Origin of the sequence: Corynebacterium accolens (assembly GCF_023520795.1) — a bacterium.
GTDB classification, from domain to species: Bacteria; Actinomycetota; Actinomycetes; order Mycobacteriales; family Mycobacteriaceae; genus Corynebacterium; species Corynebacterium accolens.
This window is the reverse complement of sequence record NZ_CP046605.1, coordinates 2,022,290-2,038,830: the sequence shown is the minus strand read 5'-3', so window position 1 is coordinate 2,038,830 and position 16,541 is coordinate 2,022,290. Positions and strand designations below refer to the sequence as shown.

Below are 16,541 nucleotides of genomic sequence, written 5' to 3'. Positions count from 1 at the left end.
CGTGGTAGAAGTACATACTCCTAGTATCACTGACCTTGACGATCATAACGAGGAGGAACCCCGCGAAGAGTGTGGCGTCTTTGGCGTCTGGGCTCCCGGGGAGGAAGTCTCCAAACTTACCTACTTTGGCCTTTTTGCTCTCCAGCACCGCGGCCAAGAAGCCGCCGGCATTGCGGTGGGCGATGATGACCGCATCGTCGTCTTCAAAGACATGGGCCTGGTGGCCAATATTTTCGATGAATCGACCCTTTCTGCCTTGACCGGCAACGTGGCGGTGGGCCACACGCGCTATTCCACGGCCGGCGGCAAGGAATGGTCCAATGTGCAGCCAATGTTTTCCACCTCTTCGACGGGCGTGGACATTGCCTTGGGCCACAATGGCAACCTGGTCAATTACCTCGAGCTGCGCGCTGAGGCCGTCGAGCGCGGCCTGATTAAGCCGCACGAGGAATCGGTTTCTGACTCGATGTGCTTGTCCATGCTGCTTGCCGATGGCGTCGATGAGACCACCTCCGTCTTCGACTCCGCCCGCGAGCTCCTGCCGCGGGTCAAGGGCGCATTCTGCTTGACCTTTACCGATGGCCACACCATGTACGCCGCGCGCGACCCGCAGGGCGTGCGCCCGCTGGTGCTGGGCCGGCTGGCCAAGGGCTGGGTCGTTGCTTCCGAAAGCTGCGCGCTGGATATCTGCGGCGCGCAATTTATTCGCGAGATCGAGCCGGGCGAGCTCGTCGCCATCGATGAGGCCGGCATCCGCTCTGAAAACTTCGCGCCCGCCAAGCGCAGCGGCTGCGTTTTCGAGTACGTGTACTTGGCCCGCCCGGATAGCGATATCAAGGGCCGCTCCGTCAACGCCTCCCGCGTGGAGATCGGCCGCCGCCTGGCCCGCGAATACCCGGTTGAGGATGCAGACCTGGTCATCCCCGTGCCGGAATCCGGCAACCCAGCCGCGGTGGGCTACGCCCGCGAATCCGGCCTCACCTTCGCCCACGGTTTGGTAAAAAATGCGTACGTGGGCCGCACTTTTATTCAGCCCACGCAGACGCTGCGTCAGCTGGGCATCCGGTTAAAGCTCAACCCACTGCGCGAGGTCATCGACGGCAAAAAGCTCGTCGTGGTGGATGATTCCATCGTGCGCGGCAATACCCAGCACGCGCTCATCCGCATGCTGCGCGAGGCCGGCGCCGCCGAGGTCCACGTGCGCATCGCCTCCCCGCCGGTAAAGTGGCCGTGTTTTTATGGCATCGACTTTGCCTCGCCCGGCGAGCTCATTGCCAACGCCAGCCCGTCCGATGATCCGGACGAGATTTGCTCTACCATCTGTGAGACCATCGGCGCTGACTCCTTGGGCTTTGTCTCCATCGATGAAATGGTTGCCGCCACCGAGCAGCCCCGTTCCGAGCTGTGCACCGCCTGCTTCTCCGGCGAATACCCCCTTGGCCTTCCCGCCGGAAACCCCAATGCCGATGCCGTGCGCACCCTGCTCGGAACCCGATAAAAACACTTAAGGAACTTTCAAAAACATGAGTGACAACACCTACGCCGCAGCCGGCGTCAATATCGAAGAGGGCGACCGCGCGGTTAGCCTGTTTGCCCCACACGCCAAGCGTGCCACCCGCCCAGAGGTCATGGGCGGCCTCGGCGGCTTTGCGGGGCTATTCAAACTGGGCGACTACAAGGAACCCATCCTCGCCGCCGGCTCCGATGGCGTGGGCACAAAGCTCGCCGTTGCGCAGGCCATGGATAAGCACGACACCATCGGCATCGATCTGGTGGCCATGTGCGTCGATGACTTAGTCGTCTGCGGCGCCGAGCCGCTATTCCTGCAGGACTACATCGCCGTGGGCAAGGTCGTGCCGGAAAAGGTGGTCGAGGTAGTCAAGGGCATTGCCGAGGGCTGCGTGCAGGCAGGCGCTGCGCTGCTCGGCGGCGAGACCGCGGAACACCCAGGCATGATGGGGGAGAACGAATACGATGTCTCCGCCACCGCCGTCGGCGTGGTCGAGGCCGATGGCGTGTTGGGCCCAGACAACGTGCGCGAGGGCGATGTGCTCATCGCCATGGGCTCGTCCGGACTGCACTCCAATGGCTACTCGCTCGCGCGCCACGTCCTGCTGGAGCAGGCAGGCATGCCGCTAGATGGTTATGTGGAAGAGCTCGGCCGCCCGCTAGGCGAGGAGCTCTTGGAACCCACCCGCATCTACGCCAAGGAATGCTTGGCGCTGGCGCAGGAATGCTCCGTATCCACCTTCTGCCACGTCACCGGCGGCGGGTTGGCCGGCAACCTGGAGCGCGTCATCCCAGAGGGATTGAGCGCTGAGGTTAACCGCTCCACGTGGAATCCGGGCCAAATCTTTAAGCTCATTTCTTCCATGGGCAAGGTCGAGCTGGCGGAGATGGAAAAGACCTTCAACATGGGCGTGGGCATGATTGCCGTCGTCAACCCGGAGGACCGCGACCGCGCGCTGGCCATGCTTACCGCCCGCCACATCGACGCGTGGGAGCTAGGCAGCGTCCGCGAGGCGGACGGCGAAGAACCGCGCGTTATCATGCACGGCGAGCACTCAAACTTCTAGGTACAAGAGGAAGGCCTTAGGTCAATAACCTAAGGCCTTTTTCGGATTTAGCCGGCGAGCGGAAGATTAGCGCTCGTCGTCGTTGTCCTCATCCCATTCGTCGACATACTCGGCGTAGGGATCATCCTCTTCGTAGTCGTGGGAGTCACCCTCCTGCTGAGCAGCGAGTTCCCGCTGAAGGGACTCGATATCCATCTCGGGTGAGTTGTACTTGAGCTGGCGTGCAACTTTGGTCTGCTTTGCCTTAGCGCGTCCGCGTCCCATGTGCATGACCCCCTTGGGCTAGTAGGGCGCTCCAGGGATTCTTGGGCGCCCCATCGGCTTGTCAATTGTGTATCTTCCTGTAAGACACAATAGCGCGTGTGACGAAAAAATTCCGCACCGGCCCCCCGATGAGTGGAAAATCTACCGCCCGCGCAGCCGGTTTACCGCCTCGCGCCCGGCCTTTGGGCCCTCATCTTCGGGGATGGAGGACTGATCGATCGACGCCGCGGTATCGCCGATATCCAATGTGCCTGCATCTAGCGCAGAACGCTTGACTAGACCTAAGGCGATGGGGCCGAAATCGCAGTCATCCACGATGGTGCCGATGCGACCTACCTTACGTCCATTAAATGAAATGTCATCGCCCACATTCGGCCGTTCCGGCGCGGATCCGTCGAGGTGGAGGAGCACCAAGAGGCGGGGAGAGCGGCCCAGGTTTTCCACGCGCGCCACGGTTTCTTGGCCGCGGTAGCAGCCCTTATTTAGGTGTACATGGGCGGGGTCGGCGTCGCTGCGGCTAATCCACTGCGGAACCTCGTGCGGGATGGATTTCTTATCCAAGTCGGCGGCAAGTTCCGGCTCGCGGGCGCGCACGCGCTCGGCAGTAAAGGCCATGAGTCCGGCCAGCCGCGCGCCCTCTGCCTCTAGGGCGGCCATGGATTCCACCAACTTTTCGCGCGGAACGGCTAGGTCAACGCGCTTGATTCCCGGCCATTGCACCTCGCGGGAAAAGACCACGGTGGGTGGGGTAGGAATATCGGCCTCACCCAGCAATGTCACGATGGCGATATCGGCTTCCTCGACCGTGACCTCGGACCAGAAGACCATCTTGGTCAAAAAGTCCTGGGCGGACTCGAACTGCGCGGCGGGCAGATCGAGGTAGAAGTCCTCACTCTCGCGGGTGATATCCATGTGGTGCAAAATGTGGCCCTGGATATCTAGGTCGAGGGCGCCGGCGGAGAAGCCGGAGGGGGCATCGTCAAGCTTCTGCGTGAGCAGGTTATTAAGAAAACCCGGCGCATCCGCACCGCTGACGCGCAGCACGCGGCGCTGCGAGCGGTCGATGGCGATGGTCCCAGTCTCGGCCGCACGCTGTTCCCCGAGGGGATTGCCATAGTGCCAGGCCACACCTTGGGCATCGAGTACAGTCGCGTCCTGGTGCTCGGCGGCACCGGCGCGTTGAAGAAGTGGCGAAGAATAACTCACATCTACCGATGGTAGGGCATAATCGAGTCTATGAAACCCTCCCCGCGAAAAGAGCCGGTCATCTACGTCGTGGAACCCTTTGGTGGGTCGGTGCGCAAGCATTCGCCCTCCCTGCCGCTGGTTTATGCCGATGATGCCGCCGTGACCCGCGGCGATGGCATCTTTGAATCGCTTCTGGTCCGCGGCGGCAAGGCGGCCAACCTCGCCCGCCACGCCCAGCGCTTTCGCGATTCGGCGCGGGCGCTCGATTTGCCGGAACCGCCGATGCACAAGTGGGAGGAGGCGACCCGGCTGGCGATCGCGGATTATTGCGGTACCGATGCTGAGCATCCCGATGCCAAATGCACCTGGACCTATACCCGCGGCCGCGCCTCAACCGGCGTGCCTACCGCGTGGGTGACGGTGCAGCCGCTTGGCGATGCCCCTCTTCGCCAACGCACCACCGGCGTTACCGTCCTGACGAGCCCGCGCCTGTGGCACGTGGCCGAAGAGCTACCGGCCAAGACGCTCAACTACGCCGCGACGATGGCGATGCTGCGCATGGCCAAGGACAAGGGTTACGACGATCTCATCCTGACGGATCCGGATACCGGCGAAATCTTAGAGGGCGCTACCTCTACCGTGGTGGCGGTGCGGGGAAGGAAGCTGCGCACTGCCGCCGGCCGCGGCATTTTGCCCGGCACCACGCAGGCAGCGCTCTTTGACTATGCCCAAGACCGCGGCTACCGCTGCAAGGCCAAGCCGCTGACGGTGGAGTACTTGGAAAAGTCCGACTCGGTGTGGCTGGTCTCTTCCGTGCGCGTGGCGGTGCGGGTGACCAAGCTGAATGAGAAAACGTTAAAAGCCCCGGATAACGAGGAAGAAATCCGGGGGCTTATCGATGCCGCGCTAGGGGCCTAGCCAGCTGCTTAGCCCGCGATGCGGGTGAGCTCGGCGGACATGTAGGGTCGCATCTCGCCATCGACCATGCGCTCATCTACCCAGCCCAGGTTGTTATTGGGCATGAGGCCGTACATGCGCTTGCCGGGGCCCAGGTTCTTCGGGCCGGTCTCGGTGACCATGGTGGAGGCGGATTCGAGCTGCCAAGCGCGCTCGTTGAAGGGCTCGCCGTAGAAGATTTCCACGATGCCGGTAGAAGAGGTGTAGGTGACCTCGATTTCATCCTTGGCGGAGATGCGCCAGAAACCGGTCTCGCGGGTAGACGGGCCCTGCGGCTTGCCCTCGGTATCGATCTTCCAGGTGCGCGAGCTAAAGGTCAGGTAATTCTCGCCGTCGTGGGCGACGACCAGCTGCTGGCCAAAGGTGTATTCGCTGCCATCGGTGTCGTGGGCCTGGCCCTCGCCCTGCCAGACGCCGACGAGGGGGAGGAGCCCCAGCAGGCCGTCGTGTAGCGACGGGCCTTGGCGCAGGTTGGCGGTATCGGCGGGAACGGGGGCATCGCCAAGCTCGATGGCGGGGATATTGTGGCTGGCCGCATCCTTCCATTGCTCGGCGGCCTGGTTGACCGCGTCATTGCCATTGAGCGCGCCGGAGGTGTTTTCCGGGTGGGACGCGGCGGCGGTCTCGACGTTCGGGGTATTGGTGTTCTCGGTATTTTCGCTCATGGGCGTCCAGCCTAGTCGTGCCGGGGCCGCTTTAACTACTAGACTGGTCCGTTGTGCATGCGCTGATGATTTCCAATCCCAATTCGACCTCGCAATCCAACGGGCTCTTTCGCCAAATCGTGCCCGCCCTGCGGGCAGTAGAAGGCATGCAGCTATTGGTGAAATTCACCCATTACCCAGGGCATGCAGAAGACATCGTCCGGGGGCTGACCAGGGATGATTATGATGTCATCATTGCCGTGGGCGGCGATGGCACCGTCAATGAGATCGTCAACGGCCTGCTGGGGCCGGCCGGTGGAGATCTCCCCAGCCCGCACGAGGTCCCGGCGCTCGCCGTCATTCCCACCGGATCCGCGAACGTCTTCGTCCGTGCCCTTGGCTTCCCCAATACGCCGGTCGAGGCTACCCACGTCTTGGCCCGCATGCTCGAGCGCGATCTGCGCCGCACCATTTACCTGGGTACCTGGAACGAACGCTGGTTTGCCGTCAACGCCGGCTTTGGCATGGATGCGGACGTCCTCGCGCGCGTGGACCGCGCCCGCGAACAAGGCTTTTCCGCCACGCCGCTGCGCTACTTGAACGTGGCCATTCGGGCCTGGCTGCGCGCGCGCCGCAACCCGCCGCAGATTACGGTGCACGCGGAATCCCGCTTGGGGCAGACGCTCCATAAAAAGGACTTCCCGCTCCTATTTACCTCTAATACCAACCCCTGGACCTTCTTGGGGCCCTTGCCGGTGGTGACCAACCCGCGCAATTCCTTCGATGAGGGCCTGGCCCTTTTCGGCCTGGAAAAGCTCAGCGGCGTGCGTGGGGTCATCGGCCTGCTGCACCTCTTTGGCGCCGATAAACACGGCTGGCTCAAACGCCTGGTGAAGGAAAAGACCCTGGGCTTTGATGATGCCAAGCGCGTCGAGCTCGATTGCCACACCCCGCAGCGCTTCCAAGCCGATGGCGAATCCGAGGGGACCTTCCGCCACGTGACGCTGACCTCTGTGGCCGATGCCATCGAGGTCTACGCCCCGCAAGACAGGCGGCAGGTGGCCCAGCGCTCCGTGCAGGAAGTGCTGCGGGACTTTATTCGCCTCCGCTAGGATTCGCCCTCTTGTGGTGCGGGGCCTACCTTATTGGCGGTATCGGCCGCCTTCTTTTCGGCCTCTTCCACGGCCCGTTGCTCCGAACCTTCGATTTCCAGCGGGGATAGCTGGGCCATCTGGACCTTGATATTGCGGCGCTGGACCTCAAAGTAAATGGTGCCGCCCTGCAGCCTCACCATGGTGGCCTGCGCCGGCAGTGGGAGCTCGCGCGTATCGAAGTTGAGGGAAAACGCCTCCTTGAGGCGCGGATCATCGGTGCCGTAGACCTCCATGCGGAACTCCGGGCCCACCAGGCGCAGTGTGACCATAGCGGTGGATTTTTCCTTATCGCCGGGCAGGGTGCCGGTAAGCTCAGCCTCGGCAGAAACGCCGCCAGAGGGAGAAATATCATCCGGGTTTGCAATGGAGAGATCGGTAATGCCCAAAAGGCGGCCCAATGCCACGCCGTCTAGGGAAATTCCGCGCGAATATGTGGATACGGGCGCGCCTTCAATATCGCCGCTTACTACCTGCTCAGGGGTGACGGTAATATCACGCAGCACGGTCGAGGCATTGACCATGCCCAGCTTGGGAACCTCCACATCGAGCGCCTTGACCTGCAGATAAGGAATTTCTTTGGAGCCTGCCGCCCATAGGTACGGGGTGCCGCCGATATACACCTGGGGCGAGTTTTCCAGCCTGGAGTTCTCCTTAACCTCCTGGGCAATCTTGTGTTCAGAATGCATGGCCACGCAGGCATCGGCCACCCATGCGGCAATGATCACGCCCACCACGATGAGGACGTGCACAATGCGCCGGTCGACTTTGACTACACTCACGCCTTCAAATTTAGCCTACGTATTATGGGCACCATGAATATCACCGAAGAAAACCTCCCCGCTTCCCCAGAGCTGGCGGGCACCCTGGAAGAACTAGCAGCGCACGCAGAAAAGGCCGACGGCATCGCCCCGCTGTCGGAGCAATTCCTCAACGGCCTGCGCGATGAGCGCCTGCACCACAAGCACTTGGTGGCCTGGCTGGATGGCGAGCCCATCGGCGTATCCAGCCGCGAAAATTCCACCGCGGAGCTTTTTATCGCCCCAGACTATCGTGGCAAGGGCTATGGCACCGCGCTTTACGATGCCACCGCTAACGCCACCACCAACCTCGAGACTTGGGCGCATGGCAACGGCAAGCCCGCTCAGGCCTTGGCTAATTCCCGCGACCTGAAGGTCACCCGCACCCTCGTGGTCATGGGCATCGAGGGCAGCGATCTGGATAGCGCAGCCCAAGTAGGCGAGCTTCCGCTGCAGGCCGCGAATTACGCCGAAGCAGTGGACAAGTGGGGCAAGGACACCGTGGAAAACGAGTGGCTGCGCGTAAATAACGAGGCCTTTAATTGGCACCCAGAACAAGGCGGCTGGGATTTAGAGCGCCTGCACCGCGGCATGGAGGCCGAATGGTTCGATCCTAAGGATGTCTTGTTCTTCTGGGACGAAAAAGAGCAGGGGCACCCGACGCTGGCTGGCTTCCACTGGACCAAGTGGCACGAGGAAGAAGATCCCGGCTTTGGTGAGGTCTACGTGGTGGGCCTTGCAGAGGCGTACCGCGGCCAAAAATTGGGCGGACCATTGCTACAAATTGGCCTGCGCCGCATGGTAAAAAAGGGAGCTCAACGGGTTATTTTGTACGTGGAAGCGGATAATGAGCCGGCGCTGAAGGCCTACAAGCGGCTGGGCTTTTCCGTTGATGAAGAGCACGTTGTCTGGGGCTAGTGAGATTAAAGTCATGTCAACTTCTTGGTATGTTCATTAAGTGTTTACCTCACGTCACCCTGCTGGTTAATTCCTCCGGTTAGCTTTACTGATTGTGAGAAAGCCGCGCCTGCGCACCTGCACCCCGCTGCCGAAAAGCGGACGTGGGATGTAGGTTCCCCTTTAACGGGGATGCGGTTTCCTCGGACAATCAATCTCTGATCTGCACCGGAAAGGGTTTTCCCGTGATTCGCAACTTCAAGCGCTCTGCCGCTATCTTCGGCCTCGTGGCCGCTACCTCTACCGCTCTCGTAGCGTGCTCTGAGGACACCTCCTCTTCCTCTGACTCCTCGGGATCCTCCGAGGGCAGCGGCGTCGCTGGCGAGCTTGTTGGTGAGGGCGCATCCTCCCAGCAGAACGCAATGTCCTACTTCGGCACCGTCTTCGCAGAGGACAACCCAGACGCAAACCTGTCCTACACCGCTTCCGGCTCCGGTAAGGGTGTTGAGGCATTCCTGAACGGCCAGGCAGACTTCGCTGGTTCTGACTCCCCGCTGAAGGAAGACGACGGCCAGATTGAGGCTGCCAAGGAGCGTTGCGATGGTAACGACGCATGGCACCTGCCTTCCACCATCGGCCCAGTTGCCATCGCTTATAACCTGGGCGACCAGGAGATCAACCTCTCCACCGATACCATTGCCAAGATCTTCAAGGGCGAGATCAAGAAGTGGAATGACGAGGCCATCGCCGCTGATAACGAGGGCGCAGACCTGCCGGACACCGACATCCACGTTATCTTCCGCTCTGACGAGTCCGGTACCTCCGATAACTTCCAGAAGTTCCTGAACGCCTCCACCGGCAACTGGGACGGCGAAGGCAAGCAGTTCCCTGACTCCGTTGGTGAAGGAGCAAACGGCTCCTCCGGCGTTGCTGACCAGGTAGCAAACATCGAGGGTGCTATCACCTACGTTGAGGCCGGCTTCGCTGACCAGAAGGAAGCTGACGGCGTCAAGAAGGCCAAGATCGACTTTGGCAACGGCCCGGTTGAGCTGAATGACGATACCGTCAACAAGGCGCTGGAGAACCTGGAGTTTAAGGACACCGCTTCCGAGAACGACATGGTCGTTGACTCCAAGGCCCTCTTCGCTTCCGATGCAGAGGGTGCATACCCGCTCATCCTGACCACCTACAACATCGTCTGCTCCGCTGGCTACGATGACGAGACCGCTGAACTGGTCAAGACCTTCTTCAACGACGTTCTGGACCACCAGGATGACCAGTTGGCAGAGCAGGGCTTCATCCCAGTTAAGGGTGACCACCTTGACCGCCTGAAGAGCGCCGTTGACGCACTGCAGTAAGGCGTAAACTGCGCTTTACCTCGCGAAATAACGCTCCGCCCGCCCCCACTGCCGCCCTCGAGACGCGCTTTGGGGGCGCAGGCATGTAACGCATGACCCTTTGTTCCACTTTAAATAAGGATTAGTACGTCTCATGGCAGACAATAATCTCACCAAGGCATCGACCTCGGAGACCCTTCCCGTCTCTGGCGTTGAACAGCCTCATACCCATGGCGATAACGAGAATGACTTGGCTACCTCCAGCTCCGGTAGCTCCGTCAAGCGCCCCGGTGACCGCATTTTCGAATTCCTCTCCACGGCCTCTGCCACGCTGATTACCGTGATGATCGCGGCGATTGCTGCCTTCCTCATCTGGCGCGCCGTGCCGGCGCTCAGCGTGAACGAGAATGGCCTGCTGGGCTTTTTCACCCACGGTGAGCGGTGGGAGACCACCGATACCTCCGCGATGAAGTTCGGTATCCCGACCATGTTCGGTACCACCGTCCTCATCTCGGTCTTCGCCCTGATCCTGGCCATGCCAGTGGCGCTTGCGATTGCCATCTTCTTGTCCAACTACGCCCCGGCACGCCTGGTTAAGCCGCTGGGTTTCTTGGTGGACATGCTGGCCGCCGTGCCGTCCATCGTTTACGGCCTGTGGGGTTGGCAGGTCCTCGGCCCGGCCCTGTCCGGCTTCTACACCTGGTTGGAATCCTGGGCCGGCGGGTTCTTTCTGTTTACCCATTACGATAATTCGCCCGCCTTTGCTACCGGCCGCAACCTCTTTACCGGTGGCATCGTGCTCGCCGTGATGATCCTGCCAATTATCGCCGCCACCGCCCGCGAGGTCTTCGTGCAAACCCCTCCCGGCCAGATCGAGTCCGCCCTGGCACTGGGCGCTACGCGCTGGGAAGTCATCCGCATGACCGTCCTGCCCTTCGGCATGTCCGGCTACGTCGCCGGCTCCATGCTGGGCTTGGGCCGCGCTTTGGGTGAAACCATGGCGCTGTACATGGTGGTCTCGCCGCTGGTGGACTTCCGCTTCTCGCTTTTCGATGGCGGTACTACCTTCGCCACGGCCATCGCCCTCGCAGCTGCCGAGTTCGGCAACGAGACGCGCGCCGGTGCGTATATCGCTGCCGGTTTGATGCTGTTCTTGCTGACGTTCGTGGTCAACGCCATTGCCCGCGCCATCGTGAAGAGCAAGTAAGGAAGGACAACAATGACTACTACGACAAATAACAAGCCTGCCTCCGCTGGTGGGGCAACCTTCCTGGAAATCTCCGGTTCCCGCAAGGCGGCCAATAGTATTGCCACCGTGGTTGTATGGGCCGCTATGGCCTTGGCGATGGTCCCTTTGATCTGGGTCCTCTGGGAGCTGATCTCGCGCGGTAGCGGCGTGATTTTCTCCGCTGACTGGTGGACGCTGTCCCAGCGCGGCGTGATGAATAGCGCCGAAGGCGGCGGTGCCGCCCACGCCATCGTCGGTACCTTTGTCCAGACCGCCCTAGCATCCATCCTATCCATCCCGATCGGCATCTTTACTGCCATCTACCTGGTGGAATACTCCAAGGGTGGCTGGCTGGGCCGCACCACGACCTTCATGGTGGACATCCTGTCCGGCGTGCCCTCCATCGTCGCGGCGCTGTTCATCTTCGCCATGTGGATCACACTCTTTGGCTTTGGCCGCTCCGGCTTTGCCGTCGCCCTGTCCCTGGTCCTGTTGATGATTCCCATCGTGGTGCGCAATACCGAAGAGATGCTGCGCGTGGTTCCCATGGACCTGCGCGAGGCTTCCTATGCGCTCGGCGTGCCCAAGTGGAAGACCATCGCACGCATCGTGCTGCCAACCGCCCTGTCCGGTATCGTGACCGGCATCATGCTGGCCATTGCCCGCGTGATGGGTGAATCCTCCCCAGTGCTGGTCTTGGTTGGTTCCTCCTCGGTCATCAACTGGGACGCGTTTAAGGGCTCGCAGTCTTCGTTGCCGCTGATGATGCTTGATATGTACAAGGCCGGCGCGCAGCCTGCCGTGCTGGATAAGCTGTGGGGCGCAGCGCTGACGCTGGTCATCCTCATCGCCATCCTCAATATCGCGGCGCGCGTAATTTCCGCGAAGTTCTCGGTCAAGAAATAGCCGCTCTCGATTCCGCCACTTATACACCCCTTAAGAGGAGAAACCTCCACAATGTCTAAGCTCGAGCTCAATGACGTCGATATTTTCTACGGCGATTTTCACGCCGTACAGAACGTAAATATGCAGATCCCGGCGCAGGCCGTGACCGCCTTCATCGGCCCCTCCGGCTGCGGTAAGTCCACCGTGCTGCGCACCTTGAACCGCATGCACGAGGTCATCCCTGGCGCATCCGTCAAGGGCGAGATCCTGCTCGATGGCACCAATATCTACGGCCCCAAGGTGGACCCTGTATCCGTGCGCAATACCATCGGCATGGTCTTCCAGAAGGCCAACCCATTTCCCACCATGTCCATCGAGGACAACGTGGTTGCCGGCCTGAAGCTATCCGGTGAAAAGAATAAGAAGAAGCTCAAGGAAGTCGCCGAACAGTCCCTGCGCGGCGCCAACCTCTGGGACGAGGTCAAGGACCGCCTGGATAAACCGGGCGGCGGCCTTTCTGGTGGTCAGCAACAGCGCCTGTGCATCGCCCGCGCGATCGCCGTGGAGCCAGAAGTCCTGCTGATGGACGAGCCCTGCTCCGCACTGGACCCAATTTCCACCCTGGCCGTGGAGGATCTTATCCACGAGCTGAAGGAAAACTTCACCATCGTCATCGTGACCCACAACATGCAGCAGGCCGCCCGCGTGTCCGATAAGACCGGTTTCTTCTCCTTGGAAGCTACCGGTAAGCCGGGCCACCTGGTGGAATTCGATGAAACCACCCGCATCTTTGAGAACCCTTCCCAGAAGGAGACCGAGGATTACATCTCCGGTCGCTTCGGCTAATACGTAGCCCCCTGATTGTCCGACAAGGGCGGTACCTCCAGCGCAGGGAGGTACCGCCCTTGTGGCAGTTTTAGGTCTATGGTCCTAGCGGCGGAATTGGCGTTCCAATTCGCTCATGCGGGCCTCGAACTCGGCGTCCTTTTGGTCCTCTTGGAGTTTTCTTTCAAACTCCTCTGGCAATAGGCCGGTGGCAAAGTAAATGATGCGCCCAGCCACGGAGACGCAGTGATCGGCGTAGCGCTCGTAGTAGCGGGTAATCTGCGCCGTCTCTACGGCCTGTCGCACCGTTCCTTCCCATTCGCGCTGGGTGAGGATTCGCAGCAGGTGGTGGTTAATATCGTCCACCGCATCATCATCGGAACGCAGGTTGACGGAGAGCTCGGCATCAGGGGTGACCAAAATATCGTGCACCACGGAACCCATTTCCTGGGTCAGGCGGAACATTTCTTCCATGAACCCGAGGTATTCAGCGGGCACGACGGCCTCTGGGTGGCGGCGGCGCGCGGCATCGGCAATGTGCTGGGCTAGCTGTCCCATGCGGAAGAGGTCTTCGACGATGTAAATGGAAGATACCACCTGGCGCAGATCCTGGGCCATGGGATTTTCTAGCGCTAAAAGCTTTACCGCGCGTTCGGAGCAGCGGGAGCGGATCTCATCGAGTTCCTCGGTGAGGCTAAGCGCTTCCTCCGCGGGTTCCAAGGCGCGATCGAGCAACGCCTGGGAGGCCTTATCCATGATGGTGCGGACGGTATCGCACATGACGATGAGGTCGTGCGAGAAGTTGTCCAGATGCTCACGGTAGGCAGTACGCATGCAGGAAATGATAGCTCACAAACCGCGCAAATGCTTGCTGAGTCACACCAGTGTGGGTTTAACCGCCAGAGTTATAAATATCGGCGCCAACCGGAACGAATTCGTCCTCGGGGTCATCAAGCCAGCCATCGGGAAGCGCGACCTTGGAGGGCGAGCCTTGGCGTCCCCGCGCACCATCGGCATCGGCAGCCAAGGCATCAGAATCCGCCCAGGGCGCCAGCAATTCGCGCAGGCTCTCTAGGGAATCCACCTTGGCCAAGCCAGCGCGGACCTGCCCGCCGACGGGGAAGCCGCGCAGGTACCAGCCAATGTGCTTGCGGATGTCCCTGGACGCGTGATCCTCGCCCTCGTGCTGGGCGAGCAGCTCTGCGTGGCGGAGAATGACCTGGGTGACCTCGCCCAAGGTTGGTTCGGCGGGAATAGACTCGCCGCGTAGGGCAGCGCCCAGCTCCGCGAAGAGCCACGGCCGGCCCAGGCAACCGCGGCCGACCTGCACGCCATCGCAGCCCGTAGCCTCCATCATGCGGCGGGCGTCATCGGCGCGGAAAATGTCGCCATTGCCCAGCACCGGAACGCCAGTATCCGCCAGGTGCTCCTTGAGCCGGGCGATCTCATCCCACCGAGCATCGCCGGAGTAGCGCTGCGCGGCCGTGCGCCCGTGCAAGGTCACGGCGGCGGCGCCGGAATCCACGGCGATGCGCCCGGCATCGAGGTGCGTGTGGTGCTCGTCATCGATGCCCACGCGCATCTTCACCGTGACGGGGATATTCGTGCCCTCGGTGGCCTTGACGGCGGCAGAGACGATATTGCCAAACAGGCGGCGCTTATAGGGAAGGGCAGAGCCGCCGCCACGCCTGGTCACCTTGGGGACGGGGCAACCGAAATTCATGTCGATATGGTCAGCCAAGTTCTCATCCACGATGATCTTGGCGGCCTTATAGGTGTATTCCGGGTCCACCGTATAAATCTGCAGGGACCGCGGATCCTCATTCGGGGCAAAGGTGGTCATGTGCATGGTTTTCTCGTTGCGCTCCACCAAGGCGCGCGCGGTGACCATCTCGCAGACATACAAGCCCGATACCGTCCCGGTGCGGGCCAGCTCCTGTTCCCGGCACAACGTGCGGAAGGCAACGTTGGTTACCCCCGCCATGGGGGCGAGGATGACGGGGGAGGAGAGGTCATAGTTTCCAATGCGCAAATTCACGCCCTAATTGTGCTCGTTAACGGCGGAATTTAGCAACTAACAGCAAGGTGGTGGTTACCGAGGATTCCCATGATTGGGGTGAAGATCACACAATGATGGTGGCAAAAACGTTAATTTTCGCTACTGTGGTCTGTGTAACTAAATTGGGTTGGCCGTAACCCCGGTCTACTCGCAGATAAAGGAGGATGACAGTTGTCCGATAGAATCGCATACGCCCCGTTTGAGAAGCTCGTAGTTTCTGCAGAAGAGGCTGCGAAGCACGTCAACAATGGTGACCGCGTAGGCATCTCCGGCTTCACCGGCGCCGGTTACCCCAAGGGGCTGCCTACCGCCATTGCAGATAAGGCGAAGGCGCTGCATGACAAGGGCGAAGAGTTCAAGATTGACCTCTTCTCCGGTGCTTCTACCGCCCCGGACTGCGACGGTGTTTTGGCAGAGGCGGAAGCCATTAACTTCCGCTCCCCGTACAACTCTGACCCGCTGCTGCGTAAGCAGTTCAACGATGGCACCGCACTCTACCAGGACATTCACCTGTCCCACCTGGGCCAGCAGGTAGAAGAAGGCTTCTACGGTGACTTCCAGGTAGCCATCATCGAGGCCGTACGCATTACCGAGGAAGGCAATATCGTGCCTTCTTCCGCAGTGGGCAATAACCTCGAGTTCGTCGAGGCTGCAGACAAGATCATCATCGAGATCAACGAGTGGCAGTCCGAGAACCTTGAGGGCATGCACGACATCTACCGCATCGACAAGCTGCCTAACCGCCAGCCCATCCCGATTAACAAGCCGGGCGACCGCATCGGTACCACCTACATGGAGATCCCAGAGGAGAAGGTCGTTGCAGTTGTTAAGACCAACTCGGCCGACCGTAACGCTCCATTCCGCGAGCCGGACGAGACCTCTGAGAAGATCGCCGCTAACTTCATCGAGTTCTTGGAGGGCGAGGTTGCCGCAGGCCGCCTTGAGTACGACAAGTTCATCATGCAGTCCGGCGTGGGTAACGTGCCGAACGCCGTGATGGCAGGCCTTTTGGACTCCAAGTTCGAAAACATCCAGGCATACACCGAGGTCATCCAGGACGGCATGCTCGATCTTATCGATGCCGGCAAGATGACCGTGGCTTCTGCAACCTCCTTCGCACTGTCGCCGGAGTACGCAGAAAAGATGAACGCGGAGGCAGACCGCTACCGCAACCACATCATCCTGCGCCCGCAGCAGATTTCCAACCACCCTGAGGTCATCCGCCGCGTCGGCCTGATTTCTTCCAACGGCATGATCGAGGGAGACATCTACGGCAACATCAACTCCACCAACGTGTCCGGTTCCCGCATCATGAACGGCACCGGTGGCTCTGGTGACTTCACCCGTAACGCGTACATCTCCACCTTCGTGTCCCCGTCCATCGCGAAGGATGGCGCCATCTCCGCCCTGGTTCCGTTTGTATCCCACACGGACCACACCGAGCACGACACCATGGTCATCATCACCGAATACGGTGTGGCTGACCTGCGTGGCCTGGCTCCAAAGCAGCGCGTAGAGAAGATTATCGCCGTGGCTCACCCGGACTACCGTCCGCTGTTGGAGGAGTACTACGAGCGTGCGAAGGAAAACAAGTTCCAGCACACCCCGCACGACTTGAAGTCCGCCTTCGACTTCCAGGTTAACTTCATGGAAAAGGGTGACATGCGCGGTTAATCTCCACCGCCATGGCAAAGGAGGGCCTCCCGGCTGGGAAGCCCTCCTTTTGCTGT

At 60.8% G+C, this 16,541-nt stretch carries 16 protein-coding genes; 10 read left to right on the top strand and 6 right to left on the bottom strand.

What is annotated here, in order from left to right; translation table 11 throughout:
* Position 1 precedes the first annotated feature (1 nt).
* Both purF and purM read left to right on the top strand, forming a co-directional pair.
* Positions 2-1,498, top strand: coding sequence for an amidophosphoribosyltransferase (gene purF, locus CACC_RS09750; protein ID WP_005279609.1), 1,497 nt, complete (start codon positions 2-4; stop codon positions 1,496-1,498).
* A gap of 25 nt (positions 1,499-1,523) precedes the next feature.
* Positions 1,524-2,576, top strand: coding sequence for a phosphoribosylformylglycinamidine cyclo-ligase (purM, locus tag CACC_RS09745; RefSeq protein ID WP_005279610.1), 1,053 nt, complete (start codon positions 1,524-1,526; stop codon positions 2,574-2,576).
* Positions 2,577-2,642: 66 nt separating this feature from the next.
* On the opposite strand, the gene CACC_RS09740 is transcribed toward purM, so the two are convergent.
* On the bottom strand, positions 2,643-2,840 hold the full coding sequence (locus CACC_RS09740) for a DUF3073 domain-containing protein (RefSeq protein ID WP_023023830.1): 198 nt from the start codon (positions 2,838-2,840) through the stop codon (positions 2,643-2,645).
* Between the two features lie 141 nt (positions 2,841-2,981).
* Positions 2,982-4,046 carry a CAF17-like 4Fe-4S cluster assembly/insertion protein YgfZ gene (ygfZ, locus tag CACC_RS09735; protein WP_035108541.1) on the bottom strand — a complete coding sequence of 355 codons (1,065 nt, stop codon included), beginning with the start codon at positions 4,044-4,046 and terminating at the stop codon, positions 2,982-2,984.
* Positions 4,047-4,076: 30 nt separating this feature from the next.
* On the opposite strand from ygfZ, the gene CACC_RS09730 reads away from it, so the two are divergent.
* Complete coding sequence (locus CACC_RS09730; RefSeq protein WP_035108542.1) at positions 4,077-4,946, top strand: aminodeoxychorismate lyase; 870 nt, start codon at positions 4,077-4,079, stop codon at positions 4,944-4,946.
* Positions 4,947-4,954: 8 nt separating this feature from the next.
* On the opposite strand, the gene CACC_RS09725 is transcribed toward CACC_RS09730, so the two are convergent.
* Entirely contained in the window at positions 4,955-5,650 is a 696-nt protein-coding gene (locus CACC_RS09725; RefSeq protein WP_005279614.1) for a heme-binding beta-barrel domain-containing protein, read from the bottom strand.
* A gap of 65 nt (positions 5,651-5,715) precedes the next feature.
* Here CACC_RS09725 and CACC_RS09720 point away from each other — a divergent pair, with 65 nt between their 5' ends.
* Entirely contained in the window at positions 5,716-6,741 is a 1,026-nt protein-coding gene (locus tag CACC_RS09720) for a diacylglycerol/lipid kinase family protein (RefSeq protein ID WP_005279615.1), read from the top strand.
* On the opposite strand, the gene CACC_RS09715 is transcribed toward CACC_RS09720, so the two are convergent.
* Complete coding sequence (locus tag CACC_RS09715; RefSeq protein WP_035108544.1) at positions 6,738-7,562, bottom strand: LmeA family phospholipid-binding protein; 825 nt, start codon at positions 7,560-7,562, stop codon at positions 6,738-6,740. The genes CACC_RS09720 and CACC_RS09715 overlap by 4 nt on opposite strands.
* Before the next feature lie 33 nt (positions 7,563-7,595).
* Between CACC_RS09715 and mshD the strand changes: the two genes are divergently transcribed.
* From mshD to pstB, 5 genes are all read left to right on the top strand, one after another.
* Entirely contained in the window at positions 7,596-8,498 is a 903-nt protein-coding gene (mshD, locus tag CACC_RS09710; protein ID WP_035108545.1) for a mycothiol synthase, read from the top strand.
* Positions 8,499-8,722: 224 nt separating this feature from the next.
* On the top strand, positions 8,723-9,835 hold the full coding sequence (gene pstS / locus CACC_RS09705; protein ID WP_005279620.1) for a phosphate ABC transporter substrate-binding protein PstS: 1,113 nt from the start codon (positions 8,723-8,725) through the stop codon (positions 9,833-9,835).
* Between the two features lie 133 nt (positions 9,836-9,968).
* Positions 9,969-11,021: a phosphate ABC transporter permease subunit PstC gene (gene pstC, locus CACC_RS09700; RefSeq protein ID WP_005279622.1), complete on the top strand. Its 1,053-nt coding sequence runs from the start codon at positions 9,969-9,971 to the stop codon at positions 11,019-11,021.
* Positions 11,022-11,033: 12 nt separating this feature from the next.
* Positions 11,034-11,948: a phosphate ABC transporter permease PstA gene (gene pstA, locus CACC_RS09695; RefSeq protein ID WP_005279624.1), complete on the top strand. Its 915-nt coding sequence runs from the start codon at positions 11,034-11,036 to the stop codon at positions 11,946-11,948.
* A gap of 51 nt (positions 11,949-11,999) precedes the next feature.
* The gene (gene pstB / locus CACC_RS09690) at positions 12,000-12,773 is read left to right on the top strand and encodes a phosphate ABC transporter ATP-binding protein PstB (RefSeq protein ID WP_005279626.1); all 774 of its coding nucleotides are present in this window, start codon (positions 12,000-12,002) and stop codon (positions 12,771-12,773) included.
* An 84-nt stretch (positions 12,774-12,857) separates the two neighbouring features.
* Here pstB and phoU read toward each other — a convergent pair whose 3' ends face one another.
* Both phoU and dusB read right to left on the bottom strand, forming a co-directional pair.
* A complete protein-coding gene (gene phoU, locus CACC_RS09685) occupies positions 12,858-13,586 on the bottom strand; it encodes a phosphate signaling complex protein PhoU (RefSeq protein ID WP_005279628.1) in 729 nt (242 codons plus the stop codon).
* 58 nt (positions 13,587-13,644) lie between these two features.
* Entirely contained in the window at positions 13,645-14,790 is a 1,146-nt protein-coding gene (gene dusB / locus CACC_RS09680) for a tRNA dihydrouridine synthase DusB (protein ID WP_005279629.1), read from the bottom strand.
* A 192-nt stretch (positions 14,791-14,982) separates the two neighbouring features.
* On the opposite strand from dusB, the gene scpC reads away from it, so the two are divergent.
* Positions 14,983-16,485 (top strand): succinyl-CoA:acetate CoA-transferase ScpC, encoded by a 1,503-nt coding sequence (gene scpC, locus CACC_RS09675; protein WP_005279631.1) that lies wholly within the window; start codon positions 14,983-14,985, stop codon positions 16,483-16,485.
* Positions 16,486-16,541 lie beyond the last annotated feature (56 nt).